Annotated in this window: 15 protein-coding genes and 3 tRNA genes; 7 read left to right on the forward strand and 11 right to left on the reverse strand. The window is 61.4% G+C overall.

The features are described 5' to 3' along the window. The 5 genes from VEC01_RS06840 to VEC01_RS06860 form a co-directional block, all read right to left on the reverse strand. Positions 1-492 (reverse strand): GTP-binding protein (locus tag VEC01_RS06840; RefSeq protein ID WP_324900058.1); only part of this gene is annotated, 492 nt, incomplete at its 3' end. 68 nt (positions 493-560) lie between these two features. Further along, positions 561-635: transfer RNA gene (locus tag VEC01_RS06845), tRNA-Thr, on the reverse strand. Positions 636-677: 42 nt separating this feature from the next. After that, positions 678-751 (reverse strand) — tRNA-Gly (locus VEC01_RS06850). A gap of 37 nt (positions 752-788) precedes the next feature. Then, positions 789-874: transfer RNA gene (locus VEC01_RS06855), tRNA-Tyr, on the reverse strand. A gap of 127 nt (positions 875-1,001) precedes the next feature. Further along, positions 1,002-1,970, reverse strand: coding sequence for a type 1 glutamine amidotransferase (locus VEC01_RS06860; RefSeq protein WP_324900060.1), 969 nt, complete (start codon positions 1,968-1,970; stop codon positions 1,002-1,004). A gap of 144 nt (positions 1,971-2,114) precedes the next feature. Between VEC01_RS06860 and arsC the strand changes: the two genes are divergently transcribed. Continuing rightward, a complete protein-coding gene (arsC, locus tag VEC01_RS06865; protein WP_324900061.1) occupies positions 2,115-2,465 on the forward strand; it encodes an arsenate reductase (glutaredoxin) in 351 nt (116 codons plus the stop codon). Positions 2,466-2,467: 2 nt separating this feature from the next. Here the strand turns inward: arsC and VEC01_RS06870 are convergent, their stop codons facing one another. The 4 genes from VEC01_RS06870 to VEC01_RS06885 all read right to left on the reverse strand — a co-directional run bounded on the left by VEC01_RS06870 (position 2,468) and on the right by VEC01_RS06885 (position 6,065). Continuing rightward, a complete protein-coding gene (locus VEC01_RS06870; protein ID WP_324900062.1) occupies positions 2,468-4,099 on the reverse strand; it encodes a tetratricopeptide repeat protein in 1,632 nt (543 codons plus the stop codon). Positions 4,100-4,416: 317 nt separating this feature from the next. Further along, positions 4,417-4,632 carry a DUF2905 domain-containing protein gene (locus VEC01_RS06875; protein ID WP_324900063.1) on the reverse strand — a complete coding sequence of 72 codons (216 nt, stop codon included), beginning with the start codon at positions 4,630-4,632 and terminating at the stop codon, positions 4,417-4,419. 46 nt (positions 4,633-4,678) lie between these two features. Then, positions 4,679-4,876, reverse strand: coding sequence for a DUF2905 domain-containing protein (locus VEC01_RS06880; RefSeq protein WP_324900064.1), 198 nt, complete (start codon positions 4,874-4,876; stop codon positions 4,679-4,681). Positions 4,877-4,904: 28 nt separating this feature from the next. Continuing rightward, positions 4,905-6,065, reverse strand: coding sequence for a class I SAM-dependent methyltransferase (locus VEC01_RS06885; RefSeq protein ID WP_324900065.1), 1,161 nt, complete (start codon positions 6,063-6,065; stop codon positions 4,905-4,907). Between the two features lie 104 nt (positions 6,066-6,169). On the opposite strand from VEC01_RS06885, the gene VEC01_RS06890 reads away from it, so the two are divergent. From VEC01_RS06890 to ttcA, 3 genes are read left to right on the forward strand one after another with little or no spacing between them, the layout of a single operon-like run. Beyond that, complete coding sequence (locus VEC01_RS06890) at positions 6,170-6,937, forward strand: SDR family oxidoreductase (protein ID WP_324900066.1); 768 nt, start codon at positions 6,170-6,172, stop codon at positions 6,935-6,937. A gap of 11 nt (positions 6,938-6,948) precedes the next feature. Further along, positions 6,949-7,341: a dihydroneopterin aldolase gene (locus VEC01_RS06895; protein ID WP_324900067.1), complete on the forward strand. Its 393-nt coding sequence runs from the start codon at positions 6,949-6,951 to the stop codon at positions 7,339-7,341. 14 nt (positions 7,342-7,355) lie between these two features. Continuing rightward, positions 7,356-8,285 carry a tRNA 2-thiocytidine(32) synthetase TtcA gene (gene ttcA / locus VEC01_RS06900; protein ID WP_324900068.1) on the forward strand — a complete coding sequence of 310 codons (930 nt, stop codon included), beginning with the start codon at positions 7,356-7,358 and terminating at the stop codon, positions 8,283-8,285. Positions 8,286-8,464: 179 nt separating this feature from the next. Here the strand turns inward: ttcA and VEC01_RS06905 are convergent, their stop codons facing one another. Then, a complete protein-coding gene (locus tag VEC01_RS06905) occupies positions 8,465-9,343 on the reverse strand; it encodes a DUF6279 family lipoprotein (RefSeq protein WP_324900069.1) in 879 nt (292 codons plus the stop codon). Positions 9,344-9,376: 33 nt separating this feature from the next. Here VEC01_RS06905 and glmU point away from each other — a divergent pair, with 33 nt between their 5' ends. Continuing rightward, complete coding sequence (gene glmU, locus VEC01_RS06910) at positions 9,377-10,735, forward strand: bifunctional UDP-N-acetylglucosamine diphosphorylase/glucosamine-1-phosphate N-acetyltransferase GlmU (protein ID WP_324900070.1); 1,359 nt, start codon at positions 9,377-9,379, stop codon at positions 10,733-10,735. Between the two features lie 15 nt (positions 10,736-10,750). Here the strand turns inward: glmU and VEC01_RS06915 are convergent, their stop codons facing one another. Further along, on the reverse strand, positions 10,751-11,224 hold the full coding sequence (locus VEC01_RS06915; RefSeq protein ID WP_324900071.1) for an Lrp/AsnC family transcriptional regulator: 474 nt from the start codon (positions 11,222-11,224) through the stop codon (positions 10,751-10,753). Between the two features lie 154 nt (positions 11,225-11,378). Between VEC01_RS06915 and glmS the strand changes: the two genes are divergently transcribed. Both glmS and VEC01_RS06925 read left to right on the forward strand, forming a co-directional pair. Beyond that, positions 11,379-13,196, forward strand: coding sequence for a glutamine--fructose-6-phosphate transaminase (isomerizing) (glmS, locus tag VEC01_RS06920; protein ID WP_324900072.1), 1,818 nt, complete (start codon positions 11,379-11,381; stop codon positions 13,194-13,196). Between the two features lie 647 nt (positions 13,197-13,843). Continuing rightward, positions 13,844-16,522, forward strand: a complete 2,679-nt coding sequence (locus VEC01_RS06925; protein ID WP_324900073.1) for a bifunctional diguanylate cyclase/phosphodiesterase — start codon at positions 13,844-13,846, stop codon at positions 16,520-16,522. The last annotated feature ends 304 nt before the right edge of the window (positions 16,523-16,826 follow it).

Genomic DNA, 16,826 nt, shown 5'->3' on the forward strand with positions numbered 1-16,826 from the left:
GGGGAATTCGTACTTGGACAGCAGCTCGCGCACTTCCATTTCGACCAGCTCGAGCAGCTCGGCGTCGTCGACCATGTCGCACTTGTTCAGGAACACGATGATGTACGGCACACCAACCTGACGCGCCAGCAGAATGTGCTCGCGGGTCTGCGGCATCGGGCCGTCAGCGGCCGAGCACACCAGGATCGCGCCGTCCATCTGGGCCGCACCGGTGATCATGTTCTTGACGTAGTCGGCGTGGCCCGGGCAGTCAACGTGAGCGTAGTGGCGGTTGGCGGTCTCATACTCGACGTGGGCAGTGTTAATCGTAATGCCGCGTGCCTTCTCTTCCGGCGCCGCATCGATTTCATCGTACTTCTTCGCCTCGCCGCCGAACTTGGACGACAGCACCGTCGCAATTGCCGCGGTCAGCGTGGTCTTGCCATGGTCAACGTGACCGATCGTGCCTACATTCACGTGCGGTTTGGTCCGCTCAAACTTGCCTTTTGCCATTTTCGACTCCTAACGATTTGATGAGAATGTCCAGGCACGAGCCCGACTGTCTTGCCATTCAAGAAAACTGGTGCCCTTGACGTGGATTGAACACGTGGCCTCTCCCTTACCAAGGGAGTGCTCTACCACTGAGCTACAAGGGCGCTTTTGTCGTCCGTATCAAACCACTACGTCCAACCAAAAACTGGAGCGGGTGAAGGGAATCGAACCCTCGTCGTAAGCTTGGAAGGCTTCAGCTCTACCATTGAGCTACACCCGCAAGGACCTTCAACCGCCATTTCTCTCCTGCGTTTAACTGGTGGAGGGGGCTGGATTCGAACCAGCGTACTCGTAAGAGGGCAGATTTACAGTCTGCTGCCATTAACCACTCGGCCACCCCTCCGCAGGGAACCCCAAACTATAGTAGGGAGATCCCCACTTGTCAACCAAAAATTCTGTTTGCGCAGTAATTTTTTGCGGCCAACGCCGGCGGAAGCCGGAACCGAAGTTTTCCGGCGTTGTGGGCAGAATCAGAAACGCGTTTCGCGTGCGGCGGCCAGGAAGTCGTCGAGGATTGGCGTACAGTCAAGCAACTCGGCGCTCCCTCCGCGGTGGAACTCGGGGTGCCATTGCAGGCCTACAACAAAACGCGCCTTGCTGTAGCGAATTGCCTCCACAACACTATCCTTGCCAGACACGGCTTCAACCACGAGGTCACGCCCGAGGTCCTTGACCGCCTGATGATGGATGGAGTTGACCAGCGCCTCAGAGCCTGCCGGAAACAGCGTACTCAGGGCAGATCCCTGAGGAAAGTGGATGACATGATAGTGGCTGTCGTACAAGTCGCTGACGTGCTGGATCGCGGTCGGCAGGTCGGTCGCGATGTCCTGATACAAGGTGCCGCCGAACGCCACGTTAATCAGTTGACAACCCCGGCAGATCCCCAGCACCGGCTTGCCGGCTTCGATAAATTCATGCAACAGTTCCAGCTCGTACATGTCACGCGCGCGGTCGCCGCTCCACTCGGGCCGGGTTGCCGCTTCGGAGTAGGTTTGCGGCGAAACGTCGGCGCCACCCTGCAGCACCAGGCCGTCCAGGTGCTTGGCGTAGTCGCGAAGCCGGATATTGCTGGGGTGAAGGATGCCGTTGTTGTTCACCGTCGGGATCATGAAGACCATGACATCGCGCGACATCACCCATTGCGCGATGGACTCTTCAAGGTATTGCAAAGTCTTGCTGCGCAAACCCTTGGCGCCCGCTTCCGGATGGAAGATACGTGCGGAAATGCCGATCTTCAGCGTCCTTTGCGTGAGGCGGCGCAGGACCCGATCGGACAATGCGCGGACACGCGCCGACAGGATGCGCTGGGTTTGAGCCCATGCGGACTCCGGACGGCGGAACTGGCGTACGCCTTCATTACGTGAATCGCGCGGTGCGGTCGGGGCATCCCCGGATGGAGAATAGGTGGTGTTTGCCTGGGGGGTGATCTGATCTGGCATGAGTGTATTCGTCGTCGTTGCTTGATTTGTTTCGGGAGTAACGCTGTGACCGCATTGTTCCCAGGCAGGTTCATCGCAGCCGGGCGATGCAAGCAGGGTCGCCGGCCGCCGATTACAATGAGCCGACTTTTTGACAGGACGACAATGATCACGATCTATCACAATCCACGCTGCTCGAAATCCCGCGAAGCACTGACTTTGTTGCAAGACATCGCCAGCCGGAGCCAGTTCGAAGTGACGGTGGTGGAGTACCTGAAAACGCCACTGACACTGGAACAGCTGTCTTCGCTGCAACGGCTGCTCGGATGCACCGCAGCGGAAATGGTGAGGAGCAATGAAGAGGAATATGCGGCGCTGCAGCTGACGCAGGCAGACGAAGCCGGCCTGCTGCACGCACTCGCATCCCACCCGAAGCTGCTGCAGCGCCCTATCGTGGTGCGCGATAGCCGGGGCGTAATCGCCCGGCCGCCGGAACGCGTGCGCGAGCTGTTCTGATATCAGGCCGCCGGCGTCGGCGGCTTGATTCCGTACTTTTTCATGATGGCCTGATAAAGCTCGTTCAATGGCGCCAGGCGCGGGTTGTTCGGATCCAGGCGGCGCGCCGAATCGATGTAGCTCTTGACCTGCTCGCCCAGCTTGCCTTCCCAACCGACGTTTTCCAGGTATTTGAGGACCGCAACCGCGGCGTTGAAGACGACCTGTGGATTGTCCGGGAGCTTGTGCACCGCAGCCGTCATCAGCTGTACCGCGCCCTGGTAGTCGCCCTGCCGCGCCTTCTCCGCGCCGCTCGACACCAGATCGACCACATGCCGGCGGCTTTCGCGGGCCACGGTTTGCGCCAGTTCCTTGCGCCCGGCCTGCTCGAAGACCGCCATTGCCTTGGCCATCGCCGCATCGTCGGCCGCATTGCTCATCACGTCGCGCATCACCTCCGATGCGCCATCCTCGAGATTGTGGTGCAGGCAGGTTTTCGCCAGCTCCATCTTCATGTCGTTCGAAATGCCGGCGGTTTCGCGGCAGGCGGCGACCGCTGCCGCAAGCTCTTCCGCTGCCTTGTCCGGGTTGCCCAGTTCGGTATGCACCAGCGCGGCGGACAAGGCGCGGCAGGCAGCGGTCTTTTCCAGGTTGCCGAGCGACTTGTCCATGTCGCGGATGACCGACGACGCCTGCTGCGTATCGCCTTTCTTGACCAGGGTGCGGACCAGGCGGACATGGTCTTCCGGGTCGCGGAATTCGGAATACTTGGCCTTCGTGACCACCTTCTGGAAAGACTTTTCCGCGGTGTCCACATCGCCGGTTTCCAACGCTACATCACCCAGCTTGCGCAGGCGGCGCACCGCATGCGGTGAAATCGCCACGGCGTCGGCCAGCACTTCCTTGGCCTGCGGCAGCTGGTCCATCGCTTCATGCGTCTTGGCCAGCCAGTCGTAGGCATCCATGTATTTGCTGTTCTCTTCCACCAGCTTTTGCAGCAGCTCCTCGGCTTCGCCGAACTCACCCTGCATGAACAGGGTTTTCGCCAGCCCGAGCCGCGCCCAGGCCACGGCCTTGGTGTCCAGCAGGACCTGGTATATTTTTTCCGCCTCGGCCGCCTCGCCGAGGATCACGTGCAGCTCCGCGCGCAGTCGCATGAAGTCGACCGCGTACCTCGGGTACTTGCCCTCGCCGATCCTGCAGATATCGATCGCATCGGCGAGGTTGCCATGCTCCATCAGGTGGTAAGCCGGCAGGAAGGCGGCGCGCTTTTCGATGGCGCGCGCGATACGCTCCATCAGCGTGTCGGCGGTAAACGGCTTGAGGATATAGTCGGTCGGCGCCAGTTCCGCGGCACTCACCACCTTCTCATACAGCCTCTCGGCGGTGACAATGATGAAGATGGTCCAGAGCGGGATCAGCTTGTTGTGGCGCAGGTCTTCCAGAAGCTGCTGGCCGTCCTGCCCCTCGCCGAGGTCGTATTCGCAGATGATCAGATCGTAGGATTTGTTCTTGAGCGGACGAATGGCAGTGCCGGAACTGACTGCATGGTCGATCTTGTTGATCCCGCACAGGTTGAGCATGTTGTGCAGGTTCATGCGCATGCCGGAGTGCGGCTCGACGATCAATGCGGTCAGACTACGAAGCGATGACATTTATTATTCCGGGCGATGCCTACAAATCCCTGCGAGGCCGGGACATCCGGCCGCTGATGGAGCCTGGTTCCGGCTCCAGGACGCCAAAATACCATTGTCGGGCCGAAAAGCAAACCCGCAGGCGGGCTGCCAGGCTGCTTGCAACGAGGCCGGGCAACGGGCTCAGGCTGAAGCATCGGGGCGCATGCGGGCCAGAATTGCCACCCGCACAGAACAGGGCCGGCAGCAGCAGGCCGCCACCATAGATGAAGGCGACCGGCACCCCCTTCGAAAATCGAGAGGGGTTGCGCGCCTAAGCCGCTGCAGCGGAGCTGCGCTCAGCAGAACATGCAGGTCCAGCTCACCAGTTCGGCAATCAGAAAGGCGCCGGCCGACCAGACCACCGTCGACCCGAAAGGCAGGCAGAACACCACGCCGCGCAGCCGGAACAGGACGTCGCCGGGCAGGCGGCCGACGCGCAGCCGGTCGAACCATGGCAGCAGAGGGTAGAAGATGAACAAGCCGATGAAGATGACGGCAACCCAGCGGATCATCGATATCCTTTCGACATGAATCTGGCGGCAGCCGGCATTGGCGGCCTCAGCGCAGCAGCTTGCCGAGCACCACGACCGCCGCCGACAGCAGCAGCGTCGATGCGAACGGCAGGGAAAATTTGCGGCCGAACAGGGTAAAGCGCAGATCGCCCGGCAGGCGGCCGATGCCCAGCTTTTCCAGCCAGGGCCAGGCCGCCGAAAAGATGACCAGCGCGATGAAGATCGTCAGAACCCAGCGTAGCATGCGCCGCCCCTAGAAATGCGTGCGGCAATCATAGCCGATGGCTGCGGTCGTTGCGGCCGAATTGCTCCGGCAACAATACATCTTTCCCAACGACCAGCACCTTGAACAGTTCGCCCATCTCGGCCGGCGACACCAGTTTTTGTACCGCATTGGCTTGCGGCAGGTAGCGCATCGGGTCCTGCGGCGAGGTCCGCAGCAACAGTTCGCCGATACCGGCGTCCAGCAGGAAGGCTGCCTGCGTGGTATAGCCAAGCAGGTCAAGCCCCTCTTCCACCGCGGCGCGTGCCATCGCGCTGAAGTCGACATGGGCGGTCACGTCCTGCAATCCGGGAAGGTAGAACGGGTCGGGATGCGCATGGTGCCGGTAATGACACATCAGCGTGCCCTGCGTACGCTGGTCGAGGTAATACTCGCGTGCGGGAAAGCCGTAATCGACCAGGATTGCGGCCCCGCCGCGCCCGGTTTCCGCACGCCCGGCGGCCAGCATTGCCGCGAGGGAGCGCATGAAGGCGGCGGCGACGGGGTGGATTTCGGTCAGGTATCCAGGCGGCAAATCCTCGGCGTCCGGTATCTGCGCCACCAGCGACGACTCGCAGGGCCGGTCGCGAAACACGAAACGGCCGTCTTCCAGGCCGACGCCGCGCTCCTGCCAGCCCTGTACGCCCTTGACGACAAGGTTGACGGGCATCGCGTCGAGCACTTCGTTGCCGACCACCACGCCGGAGAACGCCGGCGGCAGGCGCTCGGCCCAGCAGACTTCCGGGAAATCGCGCAGCAATGCCTCCTGGCGCGCGCGCAACTCACCCGACAATTCGACGATCAGGTAGCGCTGCAGCGGCACGCCCAGCGCCCGCAATTCGGTCAGGATGTCCCGCGCCAGCTTGCCGCTGCCGGCGCCGAATTCCAGCAGCTGCGGGCTGGTCTGCGCCATCAGGTCGGCCACGACCTGCGCCAGCGACGCGCCAAAAAGCGGCGTGATTTCGGGCGCGGTTGTAAAATCTCCGTCTTTACCGAGTTTTGCCGCCCCGCCGCTGTAATACCCCAGGCCCGGCGCGTACAGCACCTGCTCCATGTAACGGGCAAAGGAAATCCAGCCGGATTGGCTTTCGATGTCGTCGGCGATCAGTTTTTGCAGCGCGCGCGATGCGCTTTGCGCATCCAGGGAAGGTTCAGGCAGGTGAAGTTGCATGTTCGGTATTGTATTGAAATCGGCCTGACGATTGTGAACAACCGTGCGCGCGCACGCCGCGGCATGGATGGAATGACAACACCCGCCGGAACCACGACATTTCTATGACAGCAGGAAGCGAAAAAGTTGCGCTAGTGACCGGTGCTGCGAAACGCATCGGGCGCTTCATCGCGCTCGGGCTGGCGCAGCACGGCTGGGATGTGGCCGTGCATTACGGCCGCTCCGCCGACGACGCTGCGGCCGTCGTACGGGAGATCGAGGCGCTGGGCCGGCGCGCCGCCGCCGTGCAATGCGACCTCGCCGACGAAGCCGCAGTCAAGGACCTGCTGCCGCGCGCGGCCGCCCTGCTCGGCCGGGTCGGCTGCGTGGTCAACAATGCCTCGCTGTTCGAGCACGACAGCGCCGCCGACTTTTCGACCGCCAGCCTGGACCGGCACATGCACGCCAATCTCGCCGCGCCGGTACTGCTGGCGCGCGCGCTGTTCGACGCGACGCCGGATGGCGCGCAGTCGGTCGTGGTCAACCTGCTCGACCAGAAGCTGTACAACCTGAATCCGGATTTCCTTTCCTATACGCTGTCCAAGGCCGCCTTGCACACCGCGACCACCGTGCTGGCGCAGGCGCTGGCGCCGAAGGTGCGCGTGGTGGGAGTCGCCCCCGGCCTGACGCTGGTCTCGGGCAGCCAGACCGAGGAAGGATTCGCGAAAGCCCACCAGATGACGCCGCTGGGACGGGGCAGCACGCCGGATGACGTCGCCCATGCGGTATGCTTCGCCGCCGAGAACCCGGCGCTGACCGGCACCACCCTGCTGGTCGATGGCGGCCAGCACTTGATTCCCCTGCAACGCGACGTGATGTTCGTTGCCAAATAACCCCTGAAATCATGCTTTCTTCCCTATCGCATCCCAGCCTTGCCGACTGCCGGCGCCTCTTCCTGCGCAACTACGAGGTGATGATCAACATCGGCGTCCATGAATTCGAAAAGAAAGGCGAGCAGCGCGTGCTGATCAACGTCGACCTGTTCATCCCGCTGGCGGAATCGACACCGAAGGAAGACCACCTGTATGAAGTCGTCGACTACGACTTCATGCGCGACACGATCGCCAAGCGCATGGCCGAGGGCCACATCCACCTGCAGGAAACGCTGTGCGACGACGTCGCGCGGGCGATGCTGGCGCATCCCAAGGTGCGCGCGGTACGGGTGTCGACTGAGAAGCCGGATGTGTATCCGGACTGCGACGCGGTCGGCGTGGAAGTCATCCACATCAAGCAGTGAAGACGAAAACCGACATGAGCGAAACATTGCAACAGGGCGCGGCGGAGCAGCCGGCCAGCCTGAAAAAGGCGGAAAAGATCGCCTACGAAAACAACAAGCTGCACAAGCGGCTGTGCCGGCTGGCCGGCCAGGCGATCGGCGACTTCAACATGATCGAGGACGGCGACAAGGTGATGGTCTGCCTGTCCGGCGGCAAGGACAGCTACGGCCTGCTCGACATCCTGCTGACGCTGCGCGAGCGCGCGCCCATCCATTTCGACATCGTCGCGGTCAACCTCGACCAGAAGCAGCCGGGTTTCCCCGAGCATGTGCTGCCGGAGTACCTGACGAAGATCGGCGTGCCCTTCCACATCGAAAACCAGGACACGTACAGCATCGTCAAGCGCGTCATCCCGGAAGGCAAGACGACCTGCTCGCTGTGCTCGCGCCTGCGGCGCGGCATCCTGTACCGGGTGGCGGACGAACTTGGCGCAACCAAGATCGCGCTCGGCCACCACCGCGACGACATCCTGGAAACCTTCTTCCTCAACATGTTCTTCGGCGCCAAGCTCAAGGGCATGCCGCCCAAGCTGCAGTCGGACGACGGCAAGCACATCGTGATCCGGCCGCTGGCGTATGTGAAGGAAGCCGACATGGAGCGCTTCGCGGAAGTGCGGCAATTCCCGATCATCCCGTGCAACCTGTGCGGCAGCCAGGAAAACCTGCAGCGCAAGCAGATCAAGGCGATGCTGCGGGAATGGGAAAAGAAGCATCCGGGACGGGTGGAGAACATTTTCTCGGCGCTGTCCACGATTGCGCCGTCGCACCTGATGGACAAGAACCTGTTCAACTTCGTCGACCTGAAAGCGACCGGGGTGGCATCGCCCGACGGCGATATCGCGTTTGACGAAGAACCGTGCGCGCCGCCGGCGGCGAATGTGATCCGGTTCGGCCTGGACGACTGACCTCGCCAGTACGGCCGGCACGAGGTGCGCGGGCGGGCGGCGACCGCGCGCCTGACCGCCGCCGGCGACGCGGGCGGCCTGCATCACGAACTGCGCAACCTGAAATCCGCGGCCCGGCCCTTCGTCCGGGAACCGGGCCCGCCGGGTGAAACAGGTCCGCCAGACCTGTTCAATGCCGATTATTCCCGCGCCGCCAGCCCATTGCAGTCATCGATCCAGCGCTGCAGGCGCTTCACCGCATGCGCCTTCTGTTCCGGCGTCGCCATGTTGACGATGGCCGCGATCAGCTGCGCCAGGCCATCGGCCGAGCCATCGAAAAATGCCTTGTTCTCCGCATAGGTGAAATTCCCGGCGCCGCGCGCGATGTACTCCCGGAGCATCTGCGAGACCGCCTCGCGCGACGGCTGCTCGGCCTGGATCTTCCTGAGCATGCCGAGCATCTCCTGCTGCCGGCGCACGCGTTCGGCCAGCAGGATTTCATTGTCCAGCGGACGCGCGTCGGATGCGGCGCGGATCTGCGCTTCCTGCTCTTCGCTGAAGCCGCCGAACCAGTATTCCGCCTGGTTCATCACCTTTTTGTAGCGCAGCCGTTGACGGTCCTCAATGGTGCCCTGCAAATACTCTTTACGATACTTCTCGTTGTTGGACGCGAACTTCTTTTCGAGGTGGGCGATCTGCTGCGGCTCGAGTGACATCGCAAGGTCGGTCAGTTCCGGCACCGCCTTTTCGAGCACCAGGACCGCGCGCTTGCGCACGGCCGCGAAATCGCCGTGGATATCCCTGGGTGTGGCCGGACCGCGCTGCAGGCGCTCCTGGACCTGGGACAGCAATTGCACGTAGTCGCGCAGCTGCGTCCTGCGGTGCCATTCAAACAGGCGGTCGACATGAGCCCTGACCCAGGGCTTCTGCTCGTGCGTGAAGTCGAGGTAGCCGTTGAGCCACCAATAAATGACGGTGTCGCCGTTTGCATAACCGAGGCGCAGGGCACTGCACCCCGCCAGCAGGCAGGCGAGCAGGAACAGGCTCAGCCGCGGCAAAAAGGCACGATGGGGTCGCATGTTAAAATTTTGCATCAATTCAAATTGTCTTCCATGAATATAGTCATTCTTGCTGCCGGCATGGGAAAGCGCATGCAATCCGCGTTGCCGAAGGTTCTACATCCGCTGGCCGGCAAGCCCTTGCTGGCGCATGTCATCGACACTGCCCGCGCACTCTCGCCGCAACGCCTTTGCGTCATTTACGGTCACGGCGGCGAGGCAGTTCCACAGGCATTCGAGGCCCCCGACATCACCTTCGCCCGCCAGGAGCCGCAGCTCGGCACCGGACATGCGGTAATGCAGGCCGTGCCCCATCTGCAAGACGATGTGCCGACGCTGGTGCTGTACGGCGACGTGCCGCTGACCGCGATGCATTCATTGCAGCAACTCTTGGACACTGCAGGCCGGGAAAAGTTGGCCATCCTCACTATCGATTTGCCGGATCCGACCGGCTACGGCCGCATCCTGCGGCATGACGGCAAGATCGTCGGCATCGTCGAGCAGAAGGATGCGAACGAATCGCAGCGCGCGATCCGCGAAGTGAACACAGGGATCATGGTGGCGCCGACGGCAAAGCTGAAACAGTGGCTGTCGACGCTGTCCAATGACAATGCGCAGAAAGAGTATTACCTGACCGACATCGTCGAGCGCGCGGTTTCCGATGGCGTTCCGGTGGTATCGGCGCAGCCGGCAGCGGTGTGGGAAACGCTGGGCGTCAACAGCAAGGTGCAACTGGCCGAACTGGAGCGCATCCACCAGCGCAATATCGCGCACGCGCTGCTGGAGCAAGGAGTCACGCTGGCTGACCCGGAACGCCTTGACGTGCGCGGCGCACTGCGCTGCGGCCGCGACGTGAGCATCGATGTCAATTGCGTCTTCGAAGGCACTGTGGAGCTGGAAGACGGTGTCAGCATCGGCGCGCACTGCGTGATCCGCGATGCGCGCATCGCCAAGGGCGCATCGATCAAGCCGTTCTGCCACATCGAGGACGCCACGGTCGGTCCGGGCTCCGCGATCGGGCCGTATGCCCGTCTGCGTCCGGGCACGGTGCTCGAGGAAGACGTCCATATCGGCAATTTCGTCGAAGTGAAGAACAGCCAGATTGCCGCGCACAGCAAGGCCAACCATCTTGCCTACGTCGGCGACGCGACCGTCGGCTCGCGGGTCAACATCGGCGCCGGCACCATTACCTGCAACTACGACGGCGCGAACAAGTTCCGCACCGTGATCGAGGACGATGCCTTCATCGGCAGCGACACCCAGCTGGTGGCGCCGGTCCGCGTCGGCAAGGGTGCGACGCTGGGTGCGGGCACCACGCTGACGAAGGATGCGCCGGAAGGCAAGCTGACGGTATCGCGCGCGCGGCAAGTGACCGTCGAGAACTGGCAACGGCCGGTGAAAGTGAAGAAATAAGGCGCGTTTGCCGCTTCAAAGCGCGATGCGCGTCTCGAACTTGCTGCGGTGAATGGAGAAGAAGCTGCGCACATTGCGCACATTGGCGTGCGACGCGAACAGGCGGTGCGCCAGCGCATGGTAGGCGGGCATGTCGGCCACCTGCACGATCAGCACGAAATCCGGACCGGGCGATACGCGGTAGCACTGCAGCACCGCGCTTTCGCCGGCCACCAGCGCCTCGAATTCCTGCATGTATTCCGCCGCCTGGCGGTCGAGCGTGATCTCGACGATCGCGGTCAATCCGGCGCCCACCTTTTCCGGCGCGACAAGCGCGACCTGGCGCGCGATGACGCCAGCGTCCGCCAGCCGTTTCACACGGCGCAGACAGGTAGGCGGCGACGCGTGGACGAGGGCCGCGAGTTCGTTGTTGGTGCGCGACGCATCTTCCTGCAAGGCGTTCAGGATCCGGCGGTCCAGCTCATCGAGCAAAATGTCGGCTTGGTCCAAGATTTATTTTTTCAGTTAATCCAATTTATTGAAATTATATTTCACGACGGACCAAACAGGAATTTTAAATTCATTTTTCCTGAAATTTCGCAAACTTATTTCACACACCCTCTTCTAGGATAGCGTCATCACGGACAAATCAAAGGGGAGTCCCATGTGTGGCATCGTCGGCGCAGTCGCGCAGCGCAATATCACTCCAATCCTGTTGCAGGGCCTGAAACGGCTCGAATACCGCGGGTACGACTCCTGCGGGGTCGCCTTGCACGTTGACGGCATGCTGCAGCGTTCGCGCAGCACCTCGCGCGTGGCCGACCTCGAGCTGCAGGTGGAAAAGGCCGCGCTCGCCGGCTTCACCGGGATCGCGCACACCCGTTGGGCAACGCACGGCGCGCCGGCGTCGCACAACGCCCATCCGCACTTCTCCCGCGAGCGCATCGCGCTGGTCCACAATGGCATCATCGAAAACCACGACGAACTGCGCGCCGAGCTCACCGCCGCCGGCTACGTCTTTGAAAGCCAGACCGACACCGAAGTCATCGCCCACCTGATCGACCACGTGTACACCGGCGACCTGTTCGAGACGGTGCAGCAGGCGGTCAAGCGCCTGCACGGCGCCTATGCGATCGCGGTATTCTGCCGCGACGAGCCGCACCGGGTAGTGGGCGCGCGCCAGGGGTCGCCGCTGATCGTCGGCGTCGGCAAGGGTGAAAACTTCCTGGCTTCGGATGCGATGGCGCTGGCCGGCACCACCGACCAGATCATTTACCTCGAAGAAGGCGATGTGGTGGACCTGCAACTGCAGCGCTACTGGATCACCGATGCGAACGGCAAGCCTGCCGAGCGCGAGGTGCGTACCGTGCACGCCCACACCGGCGCGGCCGAGCTCGGCCCATATCGCCATTACATGCAGAAGGAAATCTTCGAGCAGCCGCGCGCCATCGGCGACACGCTGGACGGCGTGTCCGGCGTGATGCCGGAGCTGTTCGGCGACAAGGCCTACAAGGTGTTCCAGAAGATCGATTCGGTGCTGATCCTCGCCTGCGGCACCAGCTACTATGCGGGCCTGACCGCGAAGTACTGGATCGAGTCGATCGCGAAGATTCCGGTGAATGTGGAAATCGCCAGCGAATACCGCTACCGCGACAGTGTGCCGAATCCGAATGCGCTGGTGGTCACGATTTCGCAAAGCGGCGAAACCGCCGACACCCTCGCGGCGCTGAAACATGCGCGCAAACAGGACATGGTGAATACCCTCACCATCTGCAACGTCGCCACCAGCGCGATGGTGCGCGAGTGCATGTTGTCCTACATTACGCGCGCCGGCGTGGAAGTCGGCGTTGCATCGACCAAAGCTTTCACCACCCAGCTGGTCGCGCTGTTCCTGCTCGCGCTGTCGCTGGCGCAAGTGCGCGGCCGCCTGAGCGACGAACAGGAAACGTCTCACCTGAAGGCACTGCGCCACCTGCCGGTATCGATCGGCGCGGTGCTGGCGCTGGAGCCGCAGATCATCGCATGGGCGGAGGAATTCGCGCGCAAGGAGAACGCCCTCTTCCTCGGCCGCGGCCTGCACTATCCGATTGCGCTGGAAGGCGCGCTGAAGCTGAAGGAAATCTCCTACATCCACGCGGAGGCCTATCCGGCCGGCGAACTGAAGCACGGCCCGCTGGCGCTGGTCACGCAGGAAATGCCGGTGGTGACGGTGGCGCCGAACGACACGCTGATCGAAAAGCTGAAATCGAACATGCAGGAAGTGCGCGCCCGCGGCGGCCAGCTCTACGTGTTCGCGGACGCCGACTCGCGCATGTCTTCTTCCGAGGGCGTGCATGTGATCCGCCTGCCGGAACACTACGGCCTGCTGTCGCCGATCCTGCATGTGGTGCCGCTGCAGCTGCTGGCTTACCACACCGCGCTGGCGCGCGGCACCGATGTGGACAAGCCGCGCAACCTGGCGAAGTCGGTCACGGTGGAATGAGGGTGATGGCGCGCGCAAGCCCGCTAGCAAGATGTAGCTCGATATTGGTGCCCTCTTGGTTCAACGGCGTTGTCCGGACCAAAGAGAACAGGCATTGGGTCTTGCAGGCGCCAACCGCCCGCGGCGGGTAACACCCCTCCTGCATCAAATGCCCAGCGCAGCGCCGGCCGGAATCCTGTTCGCCACGTAAAGAAAAGGGGGGCGGCTTAGCTTGTTGTCGCCCATTCCCTCGCATTCCCATGCAGATGCCGGCAGCAAGGCCTGCATACACGTTTGAAATTGGCGTTATCCGTTACAAGGGACTGCTGTACCGCCTCGGCCTGCAGTTTCTGACACTGTAGCGACAGTGCGCCCCCGATCTGGCGGCATCACCGCTGCCTGCTGCGTAGCCAGCAATGCTCCCAACCCGGTTGGAAACCCGTCTTGCGGCAGCCGGCGTTTCGAGCCGTCGCTTTTCATCCGTTCAAGCAGCAGTTTCCTTCGATTTTCAAAATCGTGATTGCGTCGCACCCGCCCATGAAACTTCAAACGGAACGTTGACGTCCAAACATATTCTTAATCGTATAAAAGTTTCGATTGCTGCTCCGTAGGGCGATTGGACGGGCCAATTCTCGCGAGTCCACGCCGGCAGGGTAGCAAACGCCGACGTGAAGGATAAAGAACACTTGCATCTCCTAAAGCACCTTTCAAGACCCGGTTTCTTCTGGCCGCTTCTCGCCGTGATTTTAATTGCCCTCCTGTGGGCGGTCACGGAGTCCAAGCTTGCCGTCGAGAAGCTAGAGGCGAAAGACAGGGCTTTCCAGCACGCTCGCGCGGTTACCTCGTCCTATGCAGAGCAGGTGTCTCGCGCGTTTAATGACATAGACCGTACCACCTTGCTCGTAAAGCATTTATGGCGTTCCACACGGGAGACCGTCCGGCTCGAAGATTATTTTCGAAGCGGCGTTTTCCCGGATACCCACTTTCACGTCTCTGCAAGCAATACCGAAGGTGATGTGGTCACAAGCACGCTTGCCTTGCCTCAGCCCCTCAATTTTGGAACTCGTGACTGGTTCCAGTCACACAAAGCGAACCCACAGGTCGGCCTCTTGATCTCCCGACCGGAAACCGGAAGCCGGACAGGGCGAACGATACTCCGCTTCAGCAGGCGCCTTGAAGATGCAAGCGGCAACTTCAGCGGCGCGGCATGGGTCACGGTCGAACCGCCTTACCTAACCACCCTCTACGCAGCGGAAGCGCTAGGCAGAGATGAATTCATTTCCATTCGCCTCGTCGACGGTCCTTTGCTTGTAACAAAGGTTGGAGGAGCAGAGGGGGCACCAAGGATTTTCTACCGCAAGGACCCGATCTTCTCGCTCCCGGAAGGGATAGTGGAGGAGCCGGGCGAAAAATTTACTGACGATGCAAGCAGAATCGTCGCCTGGAAGAAGGTCAGGAATTACCCTGTTGTCGCCTTGGCCGGATTGAAGGAAGAAGCAGTGTATGCGGCGTACGAAGCGTCTGCGGCGTCATGGCGGTTCGCAGCGGTCGCCGGGACAGTTCTTCTCGCGAGCCTGGGAGCATTGGGTGCGTTCTATTCACGCCGCTTGGCACGCCGCCATGCGGAGTCCGAGGAAATAAAGAATACCTACAGACTCGCTGTGGATGCTGCGCAAGAGGGCTTTTATACACTGCGGCCCATTCGCGAGCAAGGGCAGTCCCACATCCTGGATTTTCGCGTGGAAGATTGCAATGAGCGTGCCGCGGCATTTGTCGGGTCAACGCGGGACAAGGTGGTTGGCCGCGCATTTTCTGAGGTATTGCCCAGGGAATACCACGGCGAGACAGACCGAGTCCTCAGGCATGTGATGGACGTGGGTTTTCATGAAGAGGAATTCAGGGTACCGTCTGCCACGCACTCCGGTCCGTCATGGGTGTACCGACGGTTCATGAAGGCCGGGAACGGTGTGGCGATGGTTGTCCGGGATATTTCGCGCCATAAGGCTTACGAGCAAGAACTCGCCAAGCTTGCGAATACCGATACTTTGACCGCACTTCCTAACCGGAACTGGCTTCTGGAATTTTTGCCAGAGGCACTGCGGCGTGCGGCAGAGAGCATGTCAAAACTTGCCGTCCTTTTTGTGGATCTCGACGACTTTAAGAACATCAATGACACTCTCGGGCACGACGCAGGCGACGAACTGCTGAAAAGCGTTGCCTCGCGATTGAAAGCAGCGGTGCGAGCAAGCGACCACGTGATTCGTCTCGGCGGCGATGAATTTACGATCGTGCTGGAGCATGTCGAGTCAACGGAGTCCGTAACCCGAGTAGCGGGATTGGTCGTCAAGGCGCTGAACGAACCGTTTGTCCTGAAAGGGCTGGAGAACCAACGCGTGCGCGCATCCGTTGGCATCAGCATGTTTCCACAGGACGGGGAAGACGGTGAAACGTTGCTCAAGCATGCGGACGTGGCGATGTATGCCGCGAAAGCAGCCGGGAAAGGCCGCTATCACTTTTACCAGTCGCACCTGTCCGAACGGCTGATTCTTCGACTGGACAAGGAAAAGGCTTTAAGAGCCGCAATCGAGCAGGAAGAATTCGTCGTGCATTACCAGCCGCGCGTCGAGACGACAACAGGCCGGCTCTGCAGCATGGAGGCGCTGGTGCGGTGGGACCACCCGGAACACGGATTGATTTTTCCGGGAGAGTTTATTCAGATTGCCGAAGAAACCGGACTTATTCTCAAACTCGGCCGAATCGTGATCAAGAAAGTCTGCGAACAGCTCGAGGATTGGAAGGCGAGCGGCTTCCCGCTTGTCCCGGTTTCGGTAAATGTGTCGGCGGCCCAGTTTGCTGCCGGAGACGTAGGCGGCGTCCTGCGCGAGCTGACGTCAGCGCATCACATCGCCCCCTCGCTCATTGAAATAGAGCTCACGGAATCCGTGATGTTGACTTCGGGCGATGCCGTCGCGAAGGACCTGGACGAATTGCGGGCAATGGGCGTCAAGATCCTCATCGATGACTTCGGGACCGGCTATTCGTCGCTGTCCCAACTCCGGGACCTCGACGTCGATATTCTGAAAATCGACCGCGCATTTACCAACGTGCTTTGCAAAGACCATGAGGGAGAAGTTTTTTTCAAGGCCATCGTGTCGCTGGGCCACGCGCTGGAAATGTCCATTGTGGCGGAAGGCGTGGAAACGCAGGAACAGCACCGTGCGCTAAAGGAACTTGCCTGCGACTCGATACAGGGCAATTTTGTATCAAAGCCGGTTCCTGCACATGAAATGGAAACGATGATGGTCAAATCAATGTTGATTGCGCAGGATGACATGCGCGTCGTTTAACGTCCTCTCTTCGGAAATCATCGGGATTTATTATTGTTGTGGAAGACACTCTCGCATGCATGGGCCTTGCACGGTGTGACAGACGGGACGGGGCACGGCGGCCGCAGGCGGCATGATGAGGGCGGGGACAAAGCTCCCCGCCCCCGGCCATGCCGTCATTCGTCATCGCCTCTGCGCGCAAGCTCACGCCATCCAGAGCCCTTCTGTCCCGTATTGCGCGCCAATAATCTCCGCGCTGGCAATCAGCGTTGCCACCAGCTCGGCCCGCGTGTGCGATCCGAGGTAGCTCTCCCAGTTCTGCAGG

The organism is Noviherbaspirillum sp. (assembly GCF_035627455.1).
Classification (GTDB): Bacteria; Pseudomonadota; Gammaproteobacteria; order Burkholderiales; family Burkholderiaceae_D; genus Noviherbaspirillum.